We start from the raw sequence: 16,382 nt of genomic DNA on the forward strand, positions 1-16,382 counted from the left end.
GGGCGGTGTCAGTTGTTGCCTCCGTTGCCTTTTCCATTGCCATTGTTGCCCTTGCCGTTACCACCACCGTTTCCATTTCCGCCACCGTTGCCGTTCCCGCCACCATTCCCGTTTCCACCACCGCCGCCATTTCCACCGCCGCCGCCATTTCCACCGCCGCCGCCATTTCCACCGCCGCCACCATTGCCGTTGCCGCCACCGTTGCCGCCACCGTTGCCGTTGCCGCCACCGTTGCCGCCACCGTTGCCGTTGCCGCCACCATTGCCGCGTCCGCGTCCGTTTCCGTTGTTAGATGCATCAGTGGCGCCGGGGCGGTTTTCGTCTGTACGCCCTCTGGCACGGGCATTGCCCTTACGTTCCGAGGCGGGCACCTCTCGCAATTCAAGGCTGAACCTGTTCGTGGCGCCCGGAACCTCGCTGGTGACTTCTGCAGCGCTCACACTGAGGTCGCGCCCGTTGGAGACCGCCTCACGACCGGCTTCAACTTCGACGCTGCCTCTCTCATTGCGGACCTCCACGACACCCTTGTCCACCCGGACAGACGCGCTCTGTTCGTCGGTCGTCACCTCCAGAACCGTGCCCTTGATGACAGCGGCAAGGTGCGGCGTGACGACGCTGGTGCGTTTGCGCTTTTTGGTTGTTACGGACAAGAAGACCGAGCCACGCTGATGCGTCACCTGCGTGCGCTGTCCCGTCGGTTCAGAAACCGAGATGGCGGCCAAGGTGTCCGCGCGGTAAACGATACGCTCGTCTCCTCGGCCAAGGATCGCCCGGCCCCGCGTCCCGGTGCGGATCCAGCTTCCGTTCGAAAGTGTCCCCCCTTCCTCTGCACGTGTCCACGTCTTGCCGTCAACGGAAATGCGAACACTCCCATCAACACGCTGGATCTCCCACCCTGCGGCAGTGGCGTGGACAGCGGTGGTGATCAGGAAAACAAATGCGACGATTGTGCGGATAAACATGGCTCACCTCTTAGAGAAGAGCCGCAAGGATACAGAGAAGAAGTAAAGGAACTGGAAAACGACTCTCGAACCGCGCGAGTTAAGTTAACGAGCGGTTTCCGCTTTCTGGACCCGGCCAGAAGGTAGTAGATCATCGAAGATATTTTAGAGCGCAGAAATTGCCGTGGTCCGTCCAGCGGCAGCCCTAACGTGCCCCTCATCGGTCCCTTACGTTTGAGTTTTCTCCGATCCGTTCATAAGGTCCTCACTATCCTCAAGGGCTTTCGCTTGCGGTGTTTTCTCGTGTCGGGCGGCAATCTGGGTTGCACAAGAGCGCACTTCTTGTCGTTCCTCTGTAGATCAACGCGCGATGCCCGGTCATTTCATCGACAATCACGCTCCATTCCGACAGCCTTCTACCATCCTCATTGAGCAGAATGACATTGGTACGACCCTCGGCCTGAGCCGTCAGCACCAATGCTGTTGCATTGACAACCGAGGTGGTCACAACCTCCGGGTTGCCGACAATCACCGTATCGAAGGGTTCAGCGGCAGTTTTGAGACGCGCCTCGCCGTTCGATAGTCGGAGCGTGAGCGTCTCCATGCCCTCAGAACCCGCGTTTTGTGCACGAAGGACACCGCTTGGCGAAGCCACAAAAAAAAGAATCAAAAACGAGAGAGTGGCAAAATTGCGGCACCGAGACCGGCAACCAGGCAAGAAGATGGCAACTTTCACTGAACTTGGTCCCATTATCGCCACTTTATGAACAATATCCAAACGCGTGGTCGGATCGTCGGAAGATATTGCACCTTTGGTAAAGGAAGCATTACCGACACTGATTTTGGCTTGCTATTCAGAATGTTCACACCTCGAAAGCCTGTCTGATTGAAGCCGAGTTGCCCGGCTTAAGTGCAATTTTATCAGTTATATTAAGGATTTGTTTCCATCCATTCGGCGTACTGCAGAGCAATGCAAACCACTGGAAGGAGTTTCCTCGTTATGTTGATGAAGAAAATGATGATCGATTCGCGTGAGCTTGTTGCCGACCGCAAAGGTGCAACGGCAATCGAGTACGGGCTGATTGCAGCAGGCATCGCACTGGTCGTTGTGGCCGCGATCGCTTTGTTGAGCCCACAGCTGACCGCGACCTTCGGCGCTCTCACAACAGCTCTGACACCACCGGCCTAATCAAGCCGATCGCTGCATCCCGGGCCCGGTTGGGCTCCGGGATCGCACGAAATACCGAAGGAAGGGTCGAATGCTTCGGCCCTTCCATTTTCCAATTTTAGGGAGCGTGACATGCCATTCGGTCGGGCACAGTCGAAAGCCACACCGCCTGCCTCTACGCTCGTGTCGGCGGAGACCTCCGCCGGTGCCATTCCCCTATCAAAAGAGACCAACACAAACCCGCCCCAGTCCGAAGAAGATCGCTCAGAGGTATTCAAAGCCAAGGCCAAGGTTTTCAACGCCCTCGTTGATGCCGTCGATATCTCGCGGATCGCAACGACGGATCGTAGCGAAGCGGCCGAAGAGATTGGCGCAATCGCCGCCGAAATCATCGACGAGAAGCGGATACCTCTGACCGTCAAGGATCAGGAATGGCTCATCGACAGCATCATTGACGATGTTCTGGGCTACGGCCCGCTGGAGCAGTTACTGCGCCGCGACGACATCTCGGACATCATGGTCAATGGCGCGGATGACGTCTTTATCGAGGTGGGCGGCAAGACCCAGAAGACCAGCATCCGGTTTCAGAGCAATGAGCAACTGCTCAATATCTGCCAACGGATCGTCAGCCAAGTAGGGCGGCGTGTAGACGAAAGCTCGCCCATTTGCGATGCGCGCCTCATGGACGGGAGCCGCGTCAACGTCATTGCACCGCCGCTCGCGGTGGACGGGCCGACCCTGACGATCCGCAAATTCAAGAAAGACAAGCTTACGCTTGAAGACCTCGTTGGGTTCGGGTCGATCTCCGAACAAGGGGCGGAAATCCTGCGGATTATTGGCCGTGTCCGGTGCAATACGTTGATTTCGGGCGGGACGGGATCCGGCAAGACGACGCTCTTGAATTGCCTCACGCGCTTCATCGACACGGACGAGAGGATCGTGACCTGCGAGGATGCCGCCGAGCTGCAGCTTCAGCAGCCGCATGTGGTGAGACTGGAGACGCGCCCGGCCAACATCGAGGGCAAGGGCGAGATCACCATGCGTGAGCTGGTGAAGAACTGTCTGCGGATGCGGCCCGAGCGGATTATCGTGGGTGAGGTGCGCGGCGCTGAGGCTTTCGATCTGCTCCAGGCCATGAATACGGGCCACGATGGGTCCATGGGAACCCTTCACGCCAACTCGCCACGTGAAGCACTGGCCCGGCTTGAATCGATGATCTCCGTCGGAGGTGTGAGCCTGCCACCCAAGACGATCCGCGAGATGATGGTGTCCTCCATCGATGTCATCGTACAGGCCAGCCGGTTGCGTGACGGGCGACGGGTCATCACGCATGTGACCGAGGTGCTGGGGATGGAAGGCGATGTGATCACGACCCAGGACATCTTCAAGTTTGAGATCACAGGCGAAAGCGAGGACGGAAAAGTCATTGGGACGCATCGCGCCAACGGTGGTGGCCGGCCCGGTTTCTGGGACCGCGCGGTGTACTACAACGAACAAGGGCGGTTGACCGAGGCGCTGGACGGATCCGATCCACGCTCCATGCGGCGCGATCTGGAAGCGTAGGATGGATCCTTTCCTCGCATATATGCCCATCTTTATCGCCGGGCTGGCGGCGCTCACCGTGAGCGGGTTGATGATTGCTTTGGTGTGGCCGAGGCTCACGGGGCGGGATGCGCTGGCGCGGCGGGTCGAGGCAATTGCGGCGCAGGTGCATCCCGAGGGCGTCAGTGAAACCAGGGGAGACGCAGGCCAACAACGATCTGTCAAGCAGGCGCTACGCGAGGTCGAAGAGGTCCGTCGCGCATCCAATCGCCGGATGTTGATCAGGCGCCTGCGCGAGGCGGGGCTGAACTGGTCGAAAAAGCGCTTCTATGCGACGTCGGTCGGGCTCGGGCTTCTCGGCGGCGCCTTCGGGCTGCTTGTCGGCGACGGCGTGCTCCTGCCCATCGGCTTTGCCGCTGGCGCGGGCTTAGGGCTGCCGAACCTCGTTCTGTCCTTGCGCAGAAAGGCCCGCGTCAAGGCGATGATGTCGGAATTTCCAACCGCCATCGACATCGTGGTACGGGGCGTGAAGTCTGGTCTGCCGTTTCAGGACTGTCTGCGGATCATTGCGCAGGAGACCAAGGATCCGCTGAAATCGGAATTCCAGAAGATCCTCAACGACCTTAACGTCGGCCTCCCGATGAGCGATGCGATACAACGTTTTGCCGAACGGGTTCCGTTGAACGAGGCCAACTTCTTCGCCATTGTCATCACCATCCAGGCAAGGACAGGCGGCAGCCTTGCGGACTCCCTGACCAACCTGTCCGCAGTGCTGCGGGAGCGCAACAAGATGCGCGACAAGATTAAGGCGATGAGTTCGGAGGCGAAAGCCTCGGGCGCCATCATCGGATCGCTGCCGGTTGTGGTGACGGGCATCATGTACTTGACAAGCCCCGACTACATCTCGCTGCTCTTTACCGAGACCGGCGGCAACCTGGTGCTGGTGATCTCAGGAATGTGGATGACCATCGGCGTGCTGGTCATGCGCAAGATGATCAACTTCGATTTCTGATATGCTGGATTTTCTCTCAGGTATGATCGAGAACCCCGAGCGGCTGATCCCGGTAATGGCGGGGATCGCGGGAATCGCGGGCGTGGTGGCCGCGGCGCTTCCGCTGCTACGGCGCGATACCCTTGCCCGGCGTCTGTCTTCGGTTGCGGCAGAGCGCAGCAGGATGGCGGCACGGGCGCGGGCGCAGCACACAACCGAGAGCGAAGCCCGGAAACTGCGCCGCAATGCACCACGCCGCAGTCTTCAGGTGGTGTTTGAGGCCTTCAATCTCTCGGCCAAGCTCGATGATGCGGAGATTGCCAAAAACCTGCGCAGGGCGGGGTTTCATGGCCACCGGGCGGTCATCCAGTTCCTGGCGCTTCGGGTCGTTATGATGGTGGTGTTCGGAGTCGTAGCACTCTTCTACTGCACGGTGGTGCTCAGCCTGCCATTTGCGTTGCCGATCCACCTGATCATTGCGCTCCTTGCGGCTGCTGCCGGATATGGCGGCCCTGCGCTCTACCTCAAGAACCGGGTCACGAAGCGACAGAACGAAATTCGCCGCAACTGGCCGGATGCCCTGGATCTGATGCTGATCTGCGTGGAATCCGGCATGTCGATCGAGAACGCCTTTCAAAAGGTCGCCGAGGAAGTGGGCAGTGCCAGCCCGACCCTGGCCGAAGAGCTCAGTCTAACCACGGCAGAGTTGGCCTATCTTCAGGATCGGAGGACTGCCTACGAGGGACTTGCGCGCCGCACCGATCTGGAAGCTGTTCGGGGCGTCGTGACCGGCCTTATTCAGGCTGAGAAATACGGCACGCCCCTTGGGCGTACTTTACGGGTTCTGGCACAGGAAAGCCGCGACCAGCGAATGTCTATGGCCGAAAAGAAGGCCGCCGCCCTGCCGCCCAAGCTCACGGTTCCGATGATCCTATTTTTCCTGCCCGTGCTCTTCGCGGTCATCCTGGCCCCGTCGATTATGGAGGTGATGTAAGATGCGACACTTGGTCCTTCATGTCCTAGAACGTGTCGCGGCACGCGTCAGCCGGCTTGTATCGACTGCCGCGCGCGTGCACCGCAACGAGCGGGGGAACATCGCGATATTGGGGGCTCTGACCCTGCCAGTGGTGGCTGGTGGCCTCGCTTTGGGGGCGGAAACCGGCTATTGGTACTTTGAGGAGCGCAAGCTCCAGAGTGCGGCAGATCTCTCGGCCCATGCGGGTGGCGTAGCCCTTCGTGGCGGCGGCGGACAGGCGGTTTTGGAAGCCTCCGCCCTCGACATTGCGCTCTCATCAGGGTTCGATCAGACCTTGGGCAATCTCACGCTCAATTCCCCCCCCGTGACGGGCGGGTTCGCCGGAGACAACGACGCTGTCGAAGTGACGCTCGACCGGCAGCAGCGGCGCTTTTTCTCGCGGCTTTTCATTGCGGCCCCTTTCGAGATCGGCGTGCGTGCCGTGGCGCAGGTGACAGGCGGGTCGCGCGCCTGCCTACTCGCGCTCTCGCCGAATGCCTCCGGCGCGGTCACCGTGAGCGGCTCGTCCGAAGTACGGTTCAGCGGATGCGATATCGCGGCGAACTCGAACGCCAATAACAGCTTTCTGATGTCGGGTGGTGCAGCGGTTGTCACGACCGGCTGTGTGCACACGGTGGGCGGTGTGTCCGCCACCGGAAACTTGACGCTCACCGATTGCGCGACACCGAACGAGCAGGCGCCTGTCACGGCGGATCCTTACGCAGGCGTCGCAGAGCCGAGTGTGGCTGGCACCTGTCAGCCCAGCAATACTGTGGGCAAGAACAACCAGACCACCACGGTGAGCCCGATTGAAAACCACCCCTCTGGCGTCAAGTCCATGCGGTTCTGCGGGGGGCTCAGCCTACGGGGGACGGTCGATCTCGACCCCGGGCTTTACATCGTGGACGGCGGCGATTTCGAGCTGCGCGCGACAACGGTTGCCCGCGGGACCGGGGTCACGTTTCTCCTCGTCAACGGTGCCAGGGCAGTCATTAACGGGAGCGCCACGCTGAACCTCGCCGCGCCCACCACTGGCCCCTTGTCCGGCATCATTCTCATGGGCAGCAGGGCGGACAGCGGTGTCAGTCATCAGATCAACGGCAACGCTGCGTCGCGGTTCGATGGGGCGGTCTACGCGCCGAATTCGAATGTGGACTATTCCGGTAACTTTGGCGGATCAGGCGGTTGCACGCAGATTGTCGTGAACACCATCACCTTTACGGGCAACTCGGAGCTTGCGGTCGATTGTCAAGCAGCTGGCACACGGGATGCGCTGGTCGATCGACAGGTGAGGATTGTCGAATAGCCCCGCTAACCCTCGTCTCCCTCTCCCTCGCCTACCGTCGAGGTCTCAACGGGAACGGTTGGCATCACGCTCTGGTAGCGGCTGATGATGCCGGCGGCGCGCGCGCCGCTGCCGCCGGGATTGGGGGTCGGTCGAAGACCCGCGTCGGGATCGACGGTCTGGGTGCGCACATTTGCGCGCGGGGCCATCCCCGCCGTGGGGGAGATACCGTCTGACGCGCCCATCGGCTGATCACAGCCCTTCACGATCACACCCGCGAGCAGTATCGCCAAGACCCTACTTGCCGACATGACCCGGCTCCGGAACATAGGCGTCTGAGGTAATGACGTGACCAAAGGGGCCGTCAATTCCCCGCCGACGCAGTTTGCGCTGCAACTCTCCACGGGTCATCTCTGCCTTGCCATAAAGGAAGAATGTGCGCTCGTTGGTCAGTTCGGTCAGGTCGAAAGGCGTTACCAGTTTCTGCCGCGCGGTTGCCGGGCGGCTGAGCCGCGGTGTGACGATAATGACAAGGTCCGTTTCCTCTTTCTGGAAAGAGGCGGAGCGGAAGAGCGTCCCGAGGATCGGTACATCACCGATCCAGGGTATCTGTTCCTGATTACGAAAGTTGTTGCGCTGCAAAAGACCGGCGATGGCAAAGCTCTGTCCGTCGCCAAGTTCGATGGTGGTATTGGCGCGACGGGTGGAAAAGCTCGGGAGTTCAACGAGGCCGGTGTCGAAAGTGGTGGTCAGATCGATCTGGCTGACTTCTGGCTCCAGCGTCAGATTGATCAGGCCCGTCCCGAGAACGACGGGGGTGAAGCTCAACCGCACGCCGAACTCCTTGTACTCGACCGATACCTGGCCATCGCTTTCGGCGACAGGGATCGGCACCTCGCCGCCTGCAAGGAAGCTCGCCGTTTCGCCAGAGAGTGCTGCAAGCGTTGGTTCGGCCAGATTGCGTGCCAGTCCGCGCTCTTCCAGCGCTTGTATGATGATGCTGAGATCCGTCCCGCCATCGATCAGCGTGGTGATAAAGGTGCCAAAGGGCTGGCCAGCGCGGAGCTGACCGGTCCCCGTGCTGAGCGAGCCGCCGTTGCTTCCCGTTCCGCTGAAGTTGACGCCAATCGCGCGGCTGGCGTCCCGCGAGGCCTCGATAATCCGCACTTCGAGAAAGACCTGCTGCGGGCTTTGAACCTGGAGGGCGTTGATGACTTCATCCGATCCGTACTGCGCCGCGATCTCCAGAACCCGCCCGAGCGTTGCGGCATCGGGGACCGTGCCGTGCAACCGGAGCCGACCATTAACCGACTGAACGCGGATGTCGGCACCGGGCGCCGCAGTGCGCAGGGTTGAAGCGAGATCCCGGGTATCGACCGTCACCTCCAGATCGATCAGCCCGGTTGGAAAATCGCCGCCGCCGGCAAAGACCTGCAGATTTGTCCGGCCAAGCCCGCGGCCGAGCACGTAAAAGGACGTGGGCGAGGTCAACACGACATCGGCGATGGTGGGGTCTCCGACGATCAGCCTTTCGACGTCACCGTTGGTGGTAAAGACGCGGGACTGACCGACCGGCAGGAGGATGTTCTGTGCGAACAGGTTTGCGAGGTCCAACTCTTCCGTGGTGCCCGTCTGCGCGCGGGCTGTGTGGGGTTGCAACATTGAAGCGCCAAGGCCCAAGAGCAAGGTGAGCGCTAATCGGGCCAGAACCTTGCCGGCCTCGCGCGCCCTATCCATCCGACACATCCCGAAGAACCTTCAGGTTGGTCTCGATAACCGGGTGGTTCGGTTCCAGCGCACGCGCCTGTGCAAAGCTCGCAGACGCACGGCCAAGCTCACCCCGCAACAGATACGAAAATCCGACGTTGTTATGGTAGAGGAAGCTGTCGTCCGACAACTCGCCGCAGGCCTTGTAGACAGGATCCGACAGATCGAACCGGTAGAGCCAGTCATAGGAGGCCGCGAGGCCCAGGCATGCATCGATATTGCCCGGCTCTTCGGTCATGGCCATGTCGAAGTATCGCGCGGCAAAGCCGAAGTTGCCGGTCTCAAACGCCGTGCGCGCGGCCTCCATCTCTTGACCGCTCGGTACCGGCGGCACCTCGGCGGGCAGGCCCTTTTTGCTGCTTCCTGCATCGAATGAACTACAACTCACGAGTATCGATACGATCATCGTGAGCGCTGATGCCCGCATGGGTCTTGCGCCGCGCTTGTGTCGCACTTTGGTGCCTGCTCTTTGTTTCTTCGCCTTTTTTCGACGAATTATCATCAAAATTTCGCACGAGAGCTGTTCTTTGTACAGATATTTCAATCCTTACGTGCGCCAGCTGTGGCGAATTAGTCTCATGTTAGGACGCGTCGGGTAGCCTGCTTCGATCCGGTGACGGCTGGAAAGGTCGCGCGCATATCTGTCGAGAGGCTGCTTGGATGCTCACTTCCGATCTGGCTTTGATAGTCGCCTCCGCTCTCTTCTTTGGCCTGTGCGTTGCCATTGCCTGGAGCGATATGCGGCATCGCCGTATTCCCAACCGTTTCATTCTGCTGTTGATCCTCGGCGCGCCGCTGCTCCTCATCGGCGGGCAGATGACGCCCAAGACCATGGCGGCCTCTTTCGCACTCGCGCTGTGCTTGTTCTTCGTGGGAAGCCAGCTCTTCGCCCGCGGGTGGATCGGCGGCGGTGATGTAAAGCTGATCTGCGCACTGGTGCTCTGGTTCCCGCCCGGTCCCGCCCTTTGGTTCGTCTACCTCGCTCTGCTATTCGGCGGGGTTCTCGCCCTGATCGTCCTGGTGCTGCGACTAGCTGCACGCCGCGGGCTCGTGACTATTGGTTCGGCGCAGCGGCGGCTCTTAGAAGAGACGCTTTGCGTGCCCTATGGGGTGTCGATCTGTGCCGCGGCGGCGGTGAGCTTCATAACCCTATGGTTTTGAATCAAAATGAAAATTTAAGCCTTTATTATATCCGCTGAGCGAAAATGGCGGGATGTTGAGAATCTTTCTCCTTTTCGTCGCACTCGGTGCAGGCGGTCTCGCAGCGTGGATGTCTGCGAGATACATCGGTCAGCAGCCGGAAACGGTCGAGATCGAGGTGCAGGTCCCGACGGCCGAGATCCTCGTGCTCGGTCAGCCACTGCCCCGTGGATCGGTCGTGACCGAAGAGGATTTGCGCTGGCAGGCTCTGCCGCTGGAAGCGTTGCCGGAGATGGCGATCATCCGAACGGAGCAACCGGATGCCGCCCGCACCGCCATTGGTCGCGTGGCCCGGGCCGATCTGCTCCAAGGTGACGCGCTGCGGATGGAAAGCCTCGTGGATGGTGGTGCCGGTCTGATGTCGCTGGTGCTCACGCCGGGCATGCGCGCCGTTGGTATCCGGATCACCGAGGATACGACCGCCGGTGGCTTCGTGCTCCCGGACGACCGGGTTGATATCCTGCACACGGTGGTGCGCGACATCGATGGTGATGGTCAGGCGACCGGGATCAGCAGGACCATCCTGACCAACGTCCGCGTGTTGGCCATTGGCCAAGTCTCCGCCCGCAGCGCCGCTCGAAACACCGAGACGGGAGATACTGTGGAAACGGGATCGGATGTCACCGCCTTTGGTGAGACGGCAACCGTCGAGTTATCGCCGGAACAGGCCGAGATCCTGACCGCCGCCCAATCCTCTGGCGCACTTTCGCTGTCCCTGCGCGCCGTCTCCGACTTTGGCGATACGGAAGTCGGCGCAGATGCGATGATCGAAGGGGCCACCCGGGAAAGCCGCGATGTGGCTCCATTGGCGCTGAATGAAGACGACGCAACGCGGGAGCCGGTAACCGTGCGGGTGATCGACGGTGGTCAGACCCGGACCGTCAGCCTGACCAACTAACCTCCGAGCCGGTGCGCACGCATCGACCACCCGAAAGGTATCTTCACGATGAGCATGCTTGAGAAAATCGAAAAGGATGCCTCCACATCGAAGGCGGATGCAGGCGCTGCCGCCTTTATCCCGCAAATAACGATTGGCGCTTTCACATTGACCGATGACACGCGATCGGTTGTGGACCGTGCCGGCGCAGACCGGCGGATGACGCGCACGACCCTGACCAGCGAAAGAGGCGGTATTGATGCCGCGATTGCCACCTTCGCCGAGCAGGCAACGCCCAAACTGCTGATCATTGAGGTCGAGGAAGACGCCAGCACTCTTTTTGCTAAGCTCGATCGCCTCGCGGAGATCTGCCCGCCGGACACAATCGTGATCCTGCTCGGTGCCTGCAACGATGTCATGCTCTACCGAGATCTGAAGCGGAACGGTATCAGCGAGTATCTCGTGACCCCGATCCAACCCCTCGAGCTGATCAATTCCATTGCCGATCTTTTCGAGGAAGACACCGAGCGCCGCGCGCCGGTCACTGCATTCGTCGGTGCTCGCGGTGGTGCTGGAACATCCACTTTGGCACAGAACACGGCCTGGCTGATGGCACACAGGTGCAGCACCTCGGTGCTCCTCATTGATTTCGACATGGCCGCCGGGACCTGCGGTTTTCGGCTTGATCTTGACCCGACAATGACGGTCGCCACTGCGCTGGAGGAAGGCGAGCGCCTCGACAAGACAGTGCTCGACCGCATGATCCAACGCGGTGACAGCGGTTTCTCGGTCCTCTGTTCCCCCGCAGATCTGACAGACATTTCAGACTACGAGATGACCAACATCCGCCGCCTGGTCGATGTGGCGCGCACGATGACATCACATGTGGTTCTTGATCTGCCGTCTCGATGGTCGCGCACCATTCAAGGGTTTCTCGAACTTGCGGATCAGGTCGTGCTGGTCGCCGCACCGGATCTCGTTTCTTTGCGCAACGGCGGCAAGATCGCACAAAATATGCGCCGGGCCCGGCCGAATGATCCGCCTCCGCTGCTTGCCCTCTCGCAGATCGGCGTGCCGCGGTGCCAGCAGATCCCGCCCGAGCAGTTCACCAAGACGGTCGGCCTCGATCTGCGCGCCGAGATCCCGTTCGACGCCGCGACCTTCAGCGCGGCAGAGAATGAGGGCCGGCTGGTCGCTCAAGCCGCCTCGGGGAGCGGCGCGGCGAAGAGTATGGCGCCTCTTGCATCTGTTCTAAGCGGCCAGGAAGTGAAGCAAAGCGGACGTCGCAGAGGGTTGCTGCCCCGACTGCGCCGGGCCTTGTCGTGATCCGCTCGGTCCCTTTTCTGCAAGAAGCGTACGGGGTTTCCGGTGACCGCACCGGTGCATCCGCCGTCGAGTTTTCGCTGATTGCTCCTTTGATCGTTCTGGGGTTGCTCGGTGCAATCGATGTCGGGCAGGCCGTCAACCAGCGCATTGCTCTTGAAAGTACGCTTCAAGCTGGTGCTGCGATCGCGATGTCTGACCCCGGCGCATCAGCGGTGCGCAACGCGATTGCATTCGTCGATGGGGACAAGAAGGCATCAGCGCAACGCGGTACTCTCACGCTTCAGGTCGATCGGTATTGCGCCTGTATCGCGGATGCGGAAACGGCGGTAGCTTGCAACACGACCTGCGTTGGTTCTGCCCCAACGGCTATTTTCTACCGGCTTTCTGGAGATACGACGTTCGACGGGGCTTTGCTTCCCCCGATCAGTATCGGGACAGAAAACAGAGTGCGGATCCGGTGAGTTTGCTCAGGCAGGATATCAAGGGACTGGTGCGGGACCGGACGGGCGGATCGGCTCTAGAGTTTGCGCTGGTCGCACTGCCGTTCATGCTTCTGCTGCTAGGCTTGATCGAGGGTGGGCGCGTCTTGTTCTATCACAACGCCCTTTCTGGCGCGACCCAAGCCGCCTCACGTCAACTCGCAATCGACAATGACGCAACGGCGGCAGGCCTCAAACAATACGTCAGCACGCAGGTTCAGAGCTTCGACGCAGATCGGCTGACTTTGACTTTCGTCGATACGTCCAGCGGCGGTTTCAGCTATCGTCGTATCGTGACCACCTATGACTTCGACTTGATGCTACCGATACTTTTCGACTTTGAGATTGTCCTGCAAAACGAGAGCGTGATCCCTCTGTTATAGCTGACCGGGCCTCACTTGCACCAAGTCGATGAATCAACACTCGATCAGGGACGAGAAAAACGACGGTGTCATGAAAGATCCAAGGGTGTCGAATGTTGCACGTCCCTTGCTATCCCAGTCACCAGAAAGAACGTGCAACGCATTTGCTTCAAACATCATGCAGCGGCTCAATAGCCGCGCAAAGCTGCAGAGGGCGATGCTCCCGACCAGACGCTTAGAACAGGACCGCGCGCTGACATCTAGGCCTGTACAGAGTACCTTTGAGCCAAAGGGCCGCTTTAAGCGCTGCCGGTAGTCTCTCTCGCACCCGCGGCGAATGTCGGCTCCCCGCCCTCCTTGCCGGAACCTTTCCATCTTGACGTTCAGAAAAACATACCTAATTTTCTGACATGGAGTTGCGCCATGATCATGTCGAAAATCAAGCAACGCATCGTTGGAAAGGACCGAGGCGCCATCTTCGCGCCGTCGGACTTCTTCGATATCGGATCGCGCGCGAGCGTGGATCAGGCTCTGTCGCGTCTGGCGAATCAAGGTGCGATCCGGCGGCTGACGCGTGGGCTCTACGACTACCCAAAGCTCAGCCCCCGTTTCGGTGCCTTGGCACCTTCTGCTGACGACATCGCACGCGCCGTTGCCAGAAAGGATAACCAGGTTCTCCAGCCCTCCCCTGCCATGGCGGCAAACCAGTTGGGTCTATCCACCCAGGTCCCGTCCAATCCGATCTACATGACCGACGGGCCCACCCGAACGAAGAAGATCGGACGGCAGGTGATCCAGTTCCGCAATGCCTCTCCGAAGACATTGGTCGGTGCTGGTTCTATGACAGGGACTGTTTTCCAGGCGCTTCGCTATTTCGGCAAGGACTGCGTCGGCGATCAGGTGATCGGCAAAATCGCCCGCACGCTGGATGCCAAGGATCGGGCACAGCTTGCAAAGCAAAGCAGACATGTTCCGGCCTGGATGCATCCGGTCGTCCAGCAGATCGTGGCATATGCTTGAGCATGAAGGTCATCGCGCACGACACGCGTGAAAGCCCGAACAAAACGGCCCCATGGGCGGGAGCAACTAACCCAGCTTTATTGGCGTCCAAAGCGTGCTGAGCGGGAGGGCGAAGTTTCCATCTCCGAAGGTGAGCTTTTCTTGCCCTAGGTACAGCACTATACCACTCACCCTGCGCCCTCTTCCCGGCCCGTCTTTCGCAAACCATCTAAGGTGCTTGAAATCATCGGCAGAAACAGTCGCCGCTGACTTAACTTCAAGACCAACCAGCCGGTGCCCTCCATCGATCAATAAATCGATCTCTCGCCGATCCGCGCTGCGCCAGTGATAAAGCCGATAGTCGTCGTCTTGCATCGGCAAAACCCGCTGCAACTCGCCAACGACAAAGCTTTCCAATAGGCCACCCAGTGCTTCTGGACTATTGCCTATCTCGAAGGATTTGTCGTTTAGCCGGCGAAGGGCCGTGGCAATACCTGTGTCGACAAAGTGGAATTTCGGCTGCTTGATGTCACGCTTGCCCTCGCCCGGCATCCAGGCGCTTAGCTTGGTCACCATCGATAGTCGCATGAGGATGTCGAGGTATTGATCGACCGTCTCTCGCTTCAACTTTGCGAGTTTCGCAAGTTCAGACGCGTTGATCTCCTGCGCTGTACGCGCGGCCATCTGGTCAATCAGAAAGCGCAGCGCATCCGGCTTGCGGATTGGCATGATGTCGGCCACGTCCCGATCGACCACCGCATCGACATAGTCGCGATATTGGCGCTGCCGCGATCGCAAAGGAAGCATACGGGTTTCCGGAAAGCCACCTGCAAGAACGAGGTCGATATAGTCTTTGCGGCCAAGCGGTGCCGGCTCCGCAATCTGCGCCAGTGAAGGCGCGTCCTGCATCGCCCAATCGATCAACCGACTTACAGGCGCGCGATTGATCTCGGCCACAGACAACGGCCAGAGCTTGAGTGTCCGCATGCGTCCAGCGAGCGAGTCCGCGACCTCAGCGGTGGTGAACACGTTAGAGGATCCTGTCAGCACGAACTGGCCTTTCCGACGATTGCTGTCGACGATCTTCTTGATGGCGAGCGCGAGCTTGCGCGATCTTTGTGCCTCGTCGATGATGATCGGTGAGGTGTTTTGATCCTGTGCGAGGCTCATCAGTTGACCTTCCGGATCCGCGTCCATAGCCGCCAATACCGCCGCATCATCCAACGTCAAGAAACGGCCATCTCCAAACAGATCGCGAACGAGCGTCGTTTTTCCGACCTGTCTTGGCCCAACGAGATTGACCACACGAGCGGACGAAAGGGCCTCACGCAACTCCGACGTCAAGTGACGCGGCAAATATTCGCTGATCTCAGTCATGTCACGAGTTGACTACTAGAGGCCTCACGAAATGTCCATTACAGCCTACACGATTTGTCCACTATCGTCCTCACCAAACAACCGTTACTCTCACTCGCTACGCCGCTCCCAGGCCCGCATCCTCCAACTGCTCCCGGTCGGGCAAGTCCTGGAGCGACTCAAGATCGAACGCCACGAGGAACTTTTCGGTTGTCACATAGGTACAGGGCGCACCGCGGCGAGGGGACCGCGGTCCGGTCCCGATCAGGCCGCGCGTGTGCAACCGCCCGATCAGATCGCGGCTGATCTCCTTGCCGAAGATATCCTTGAGTCCATCCCGCGTGATCGGCTGGTGATAGGCGATGGCGGCCAGCACGGCGACGTCGTATTCACGCAGATCGAGGTCCTGGTCGCCGACATCCGCTGCGGTCTGGATCGCTGCCGCATAAGTCGGCCGCGTCCGCAACATCCAGCCGCCTGCCACATTCACGACTTCGAAGGAGCGCCCCTCGAGATCGGCCATCAAATCGTCGATCAACAAATCGACCGACACCCCCTGCCCCACAACGCGCGCCAAATCCTCGCGCGGCATGGGCGAGGCACTGGCAAACAGCACCGCTTCGATCCGGCGCATCCACTCCCGCCACCGTAAGTCTTGCGGCAAGTCCTCCAACTCGCGGTCCAGATCGGTGTCGGCGTGATCTTTTGCCATCACAAGCCTCTCAGTGGTCGCATGGCCGAACCGCAAAACCGGTACCCACTTTTGTTGGCCATGCTCAGATCCCGTACAGTCTGAAGGTGTCGCGCCCGGTCAGTTCGCGCACCGCGCCAAGATCGACCAGCCGATCGCAGAACCTGCGGGCGGCGCGAGCGGACCGAAGCGAGGTGAGCGCCGCCGGCGCGACCGCGTCTTGGCTCAGGAACAGCGCCAGAGCTCCGTCGGCTCCGTTTGCCCGGAGCTTTGGTGCGACCACTTTCAACCGGGCTGCACGGCGGGTGTCGTTGTGCCCTAATTGAGAATAACTAGCCGTTTCAGGCCGATTCAGACCATTTCTGTACCCTTATTTAGGATTT

18 protein-coding genes and 1 pseudogene are annotated in these 16,382 nt (G+C 60.1%); 11 read left to right on the top strand and 8 right to left on the bottom strand.

From position 1 onward, the window contains the following. Nucleotides 1-8 precede the first annotated feature (8 nt). Entirely contained in the window at nucleotides 9-962 is a 954-nt protein-coding gene (locus Q1A53_RS21520; RefSeq protein WP_299970802.1) for a FecR domain-containing protein, read from the bottom strand. Nucleotides 963-1,215: 253 nt separating this feature from the next. After that, nucleotides 1,216-1,677 carry a pilus assembly protein N-terminal domain-containing protein gene (locus Q1A53_RS21525; protein ID WP_299970805.1) on the bottom strand — a complete coding sequence of 154 codons (462 nt, stop codon included), beginning with the start codon at nucleotides 1,675-1,677 and terminating at the stop codon, nucleotides 1,216-1,218. Nucleotides 1,678-1,941: 264 nt separating this feature from the next. Here Q1A53_RS21525 and Q1A53_RS21530 point away from each other — a divergent pair, with 264 nt between their 5' ends. The 5 genes from Q1A53_RS21530 to Q1A53_RS21550 all read left to right on the top strand — a co-directional run bounded on the left by Q1A53_RS21530 (nucleotide 1,942) and on the right by Q1A53_RS21550 (nucleotide 6,963). Further along, nucleotides 1,942-2,130, top strand: a complete 189-nt coding sequence (locus Q1A53_RS21530; RefSeq protein WP_299970808.1) for a Flp family type IVb pilin — start codon at nucleotides 1,942-1,944, stop codon at nucleotides 2,128-2,130. 111 nt (nucleotides 2,131-2,241) lie between these two features. Beyond that, nucleotides 2,242-3,672, top strand: a complete 1,431-nt coding sequence (locus Q1A53_RS21535; RefSeq protein ID WP_299970811.1) for a CpaF family protein — start codon at nucleotides 2,242-2,244, stop codon at nucleotides 3,670-3,672. Between the two features lie 145 nt (nucleotides 3,673-3,817). Continuing rightward, entirely contained in the window at nucleotides 3,818-4,663 is an 846-nt protein-coding gene (locus tag Q1A53_RS21540; RefSeq protein WP_299970814.1) for a type II secretion system F family protein, read from the top strand. 1 nt (nucleotide 4,664) lies between these two features. Further along, nucleotides 4,665-5,636: a type II secretion system F family protein gene (locus Q1A53_RS21545; protein WP_299970817.1), complete on the top strand. Its 972-nt coding sequence runs from the start codon at nucleotides 4,665-4,667 to the stop codon at nucleotides 5,634-5,636. Nucleotide 5,637: 1 nt separating this feature from the next. Next, nucleotides 5,638-6,963, top strand: coding sequence for a pilus assembly protein TadG-related protein (locus Q1A53_RS21550; RefSeq protein ID WP_299970820.1), 1,326 nt, complete (start codon nucleotides 5,638-5,640; stop codon nucleotides 6,961-6,963). A 5-nt stretch (nucleotides 6,964-6,968) separates the two neighbouring features. On the opposite strand, the gene Q1A53_RS21555 is transcribed toward Q1A53_RS21550, so the two are convergent. The 3 genes from Q1A53_RS21555 to Q1A53_RS21565 form a co-directional block, all read right to left on the bottom strand. After that, on the bottom strand, nucleotides 6,969-7,235 hold the full coding sequence (locus Q1A53_RS21555) for a hypothetical protein (RefSeq protein ID WP_299970823.1): 267 nt from the start codon (nucleotides 7,233-7,235) through the stop codon (nucleotides 6,969-6,971). A gap of 4 nt (nucleotides 7,236-7,239) precedes the next feature. Beyond that, nucleotides 7,240-8,604, bottom strand: coding sequence for a type II and III secretion system protein family protein (locus Q1A53_RS21560; protein WP_299970827.1), 1,365 nt, complete (start codon nucleotides 8,602-8,604; stop codon nucleotides 7,240-7,242). A 67-nt stretch (nucleotides 8,605-8,671) separates the two neighbouring features. After that, on the bottom strand, nucleotides 8,672-9,253 hold the full coding sequence (locus Q1A53_RS21565) for a hypothetical protein (RefSeq protein WP_299970830.1): 582 nt from the start codon (nucleotides 9,251-9,253) through the stop codon (nucleotides 8,672-8,674). Nucleotides 9,254-9,369: 116 nt separating this feature from the next. Between Q1A53_RS21565 and Q1A53_RS21570 the strand changes: the two genes are divergently transcribed. The 6 genes from Q1A53_RS21570 to Q1A53_RS21595 all read left to right on the top strand — a co-directional run bounded on the left by Q1A53_RS21570 (nucleotide 9,370) and on the right by Q1A53_RS21595 (nucleotide 13,973). Then, complete coding sequence (locus Q1A53_RS21570; protein ID WP_299970833.1) at nucleotides 9,370-9,870, top strand: prepilin peptidase; 501 nt, start codon at nucleotides 9,370-9,372, stop codon at nucleotides 9,868-9,870. A 52-nt stretch (nucleotides 9,871-9,922) separates the two neighbouring features. After that, nucleotides 9,923-10,807, top strand: a complete 885-nt coding sequence (gene cpaB / locus Q1A53_RS21575; protein WP_299970835.1) for a Flp pilus assembly protein CpaB — start codon at nucleotides 9,923-9,925, stop codon at nucleotides 10,805-10,807. A 147-nt stretch (nucleotides 10,808-10,954) separates the two neighbouring features. After that, nucleotides 10,955-12,112 carry a cellulose synthase operon protein YhjQ/BcsQ gene (locus tag Q1A53_RS21580; RefSeq protein ID WP_299970838.1) on the top strand — a complete coding sequence of 386 codons (1,158 nt, stop codon included), beginning with the start codon at nucleotides 10,955-10,957 and terminating at the stop codon, nucleotides 12,110-12,112. Then, nucleotides 12,109-12,573, top strand: a complete 465-nt coding sequence (locus Q1A53_RS21585) for a TadE family protein (protein ID WP_299970841.1) — start codon at nucleotides 12,109-12,111, stop codon at nucleotides 12,571-12,573. The genes Q1A53_RS21580 and Q1A53_RS21585 overlap by 4 nt, the downstream gene beginning before the upstream one ends. After that, on the top strand, nucleotides 12,570-12,974 hold the full coding sequence (locus Q1A53_RS21590) for a TadE/TadG family type IV pilus assembly protein (RefSeq protein ID WP_299970843.1): 405 nt from the start codon (nucleotides 12,570-12,572) through the stop codon (nucleotides 12,972-12,974). The genes Q1A53_RS21585 and Q1A53_RS21590 overlap by 4 nt, the downstream gene beginning before the upstream one ends. Before the next feature lie 402 nt (nucleotides 12,975-13,376). Next, entirely contained in the window at nucleotides 13,377-13,973 is a 597-nt protein-coding gene (locus Q1A53_RS21595; protein ID WP_299970846.1) for a DUF6088 family protein, read from the top strand. Nucleotides 13,974-14,039: 66 nt separating this feature from the next. On the opposite strand, the gene Q1A53_RS21600 is transcribed toward Q1A53_RS21595, so the two are convergent. The 3 genes and pseudogenes from Q1A53_RS21600 to Q1A53_RS21610 all read right to left on the bottom strand — a co-directional run. Then, entirely contained in the window at nucleotides 14,040-15,329 is a 1,290-nt protein-coding gene (locus Q1A53_RS21600; RefSeq protein ID WP_299970849.1) for an ATP-binding protein, read from the bottom strand. 97 nt (nucleotides 15,330-15,426) lie between these two features. Then, a complete protein-coding gene (locus Q1A53_RS21605; RefSeq protein WP_299970851.1) occupies nucleotides 15,427-16,020 on the bottom strand; it encodes an SMC-Scp complex subunit ScpB in 594 nt (197 codons plus the stop codon). A 64-nt stretch (nucleotides 16,021-16,084) separates the two neighbouring features. After that, nucleotides 16,085-16,303: pseudogene (locus Q1A53_RS21610) on the bottom strand (DUF1403 family protein); the annotation flags it as partial. Between the last annotated feature and the right edge of the window lie 79 nt (nucleotides 16,304-16,382).

The organism is uncultured Roseobacter sp. (genome assembly GCF_947496515.1).
Classification (GTDB): Bacteria; Pseudomonadota; Alphaproteobacteria; order Rhodobacterales; family Rhodobacteraceae; genus Roseobacter.

Coding starts and splice junctions, on each gene's coding strand:
- Q1A53_RS21535 (WP_299970811.1), top strand. CDS start 2,242: ATGCCATTCGGTCGGGCACAGTCGAAAGCCACACCGCCTGCCTCTACG.
- Q1A53_RS21560 (WP_299970827.1), bottom strand. CDS start 8,604: ATGTTGCAACCCCACACAGCCCGCGCGCAGACGGGCACCACGGAAGAG.
- Q1A53_RS21600 (WP_299970849.1), bottom strand. CDS start 15,329: ATGACTGAGATCAGCGAATATTTGCCGCGTCACTTGACGTCGGAGTTG.
- Q1A53_RS21570 (WP_299970833.1), top strand. CDS start 9,370: ATGCTCACTTCCGATCTGGCTTTGATAGTCGCCTCCGCTCTCTTCTTT.
- Q1A53_RS21605 (WP_299970851.1), bottom strand. CDS start 16,020: ATGGCAAAAGATCACGCCGACACCGATCTGGACCGCGAGTTGGAGGAC.
- Q1A53_RS21550 (WP_299970820.1), top strand. CDS start 5,638: ATGCGACACTTGGTCCTTCATGTCCTAGAACGTGTCGCGGCACGCGTC.
- cpaB (WP_299970835.1), top strand. CDS start 9,923: ATGTTGAGAATCTTTCTCCTTTTCGTCGCACTCGGTGCAGGCGGTCTC.
- Q1A53_RS21545 (WP_299970817.1), top strand. CDS start 4,665: ATGCTGGATTTTCTCTCAGGTATGATCGAGAACCCCGAGCGGCTGATC.
- Q1A53_RS21520 (WP_299970802.1), bottom strand. CDS start 962: ATGTTTATCCGCACAATCGTCGCATTTGTTTTCCTGATCACCACCGCT.
- Q1A53_RS21530 (WP_299970808.1), top strand. CDS start 1,942: ATGTTGATGAAGAAAATGATGATCGATTCGCGTGAGCTTGTTGCCGAC.
- Q1A53_RS21595 (WP_299970846.1), top strand. CDS start 13,377: ATGATCATGTCGAAAATCAAGCAACGCATCGTTGGAAAGGACCGAGGC.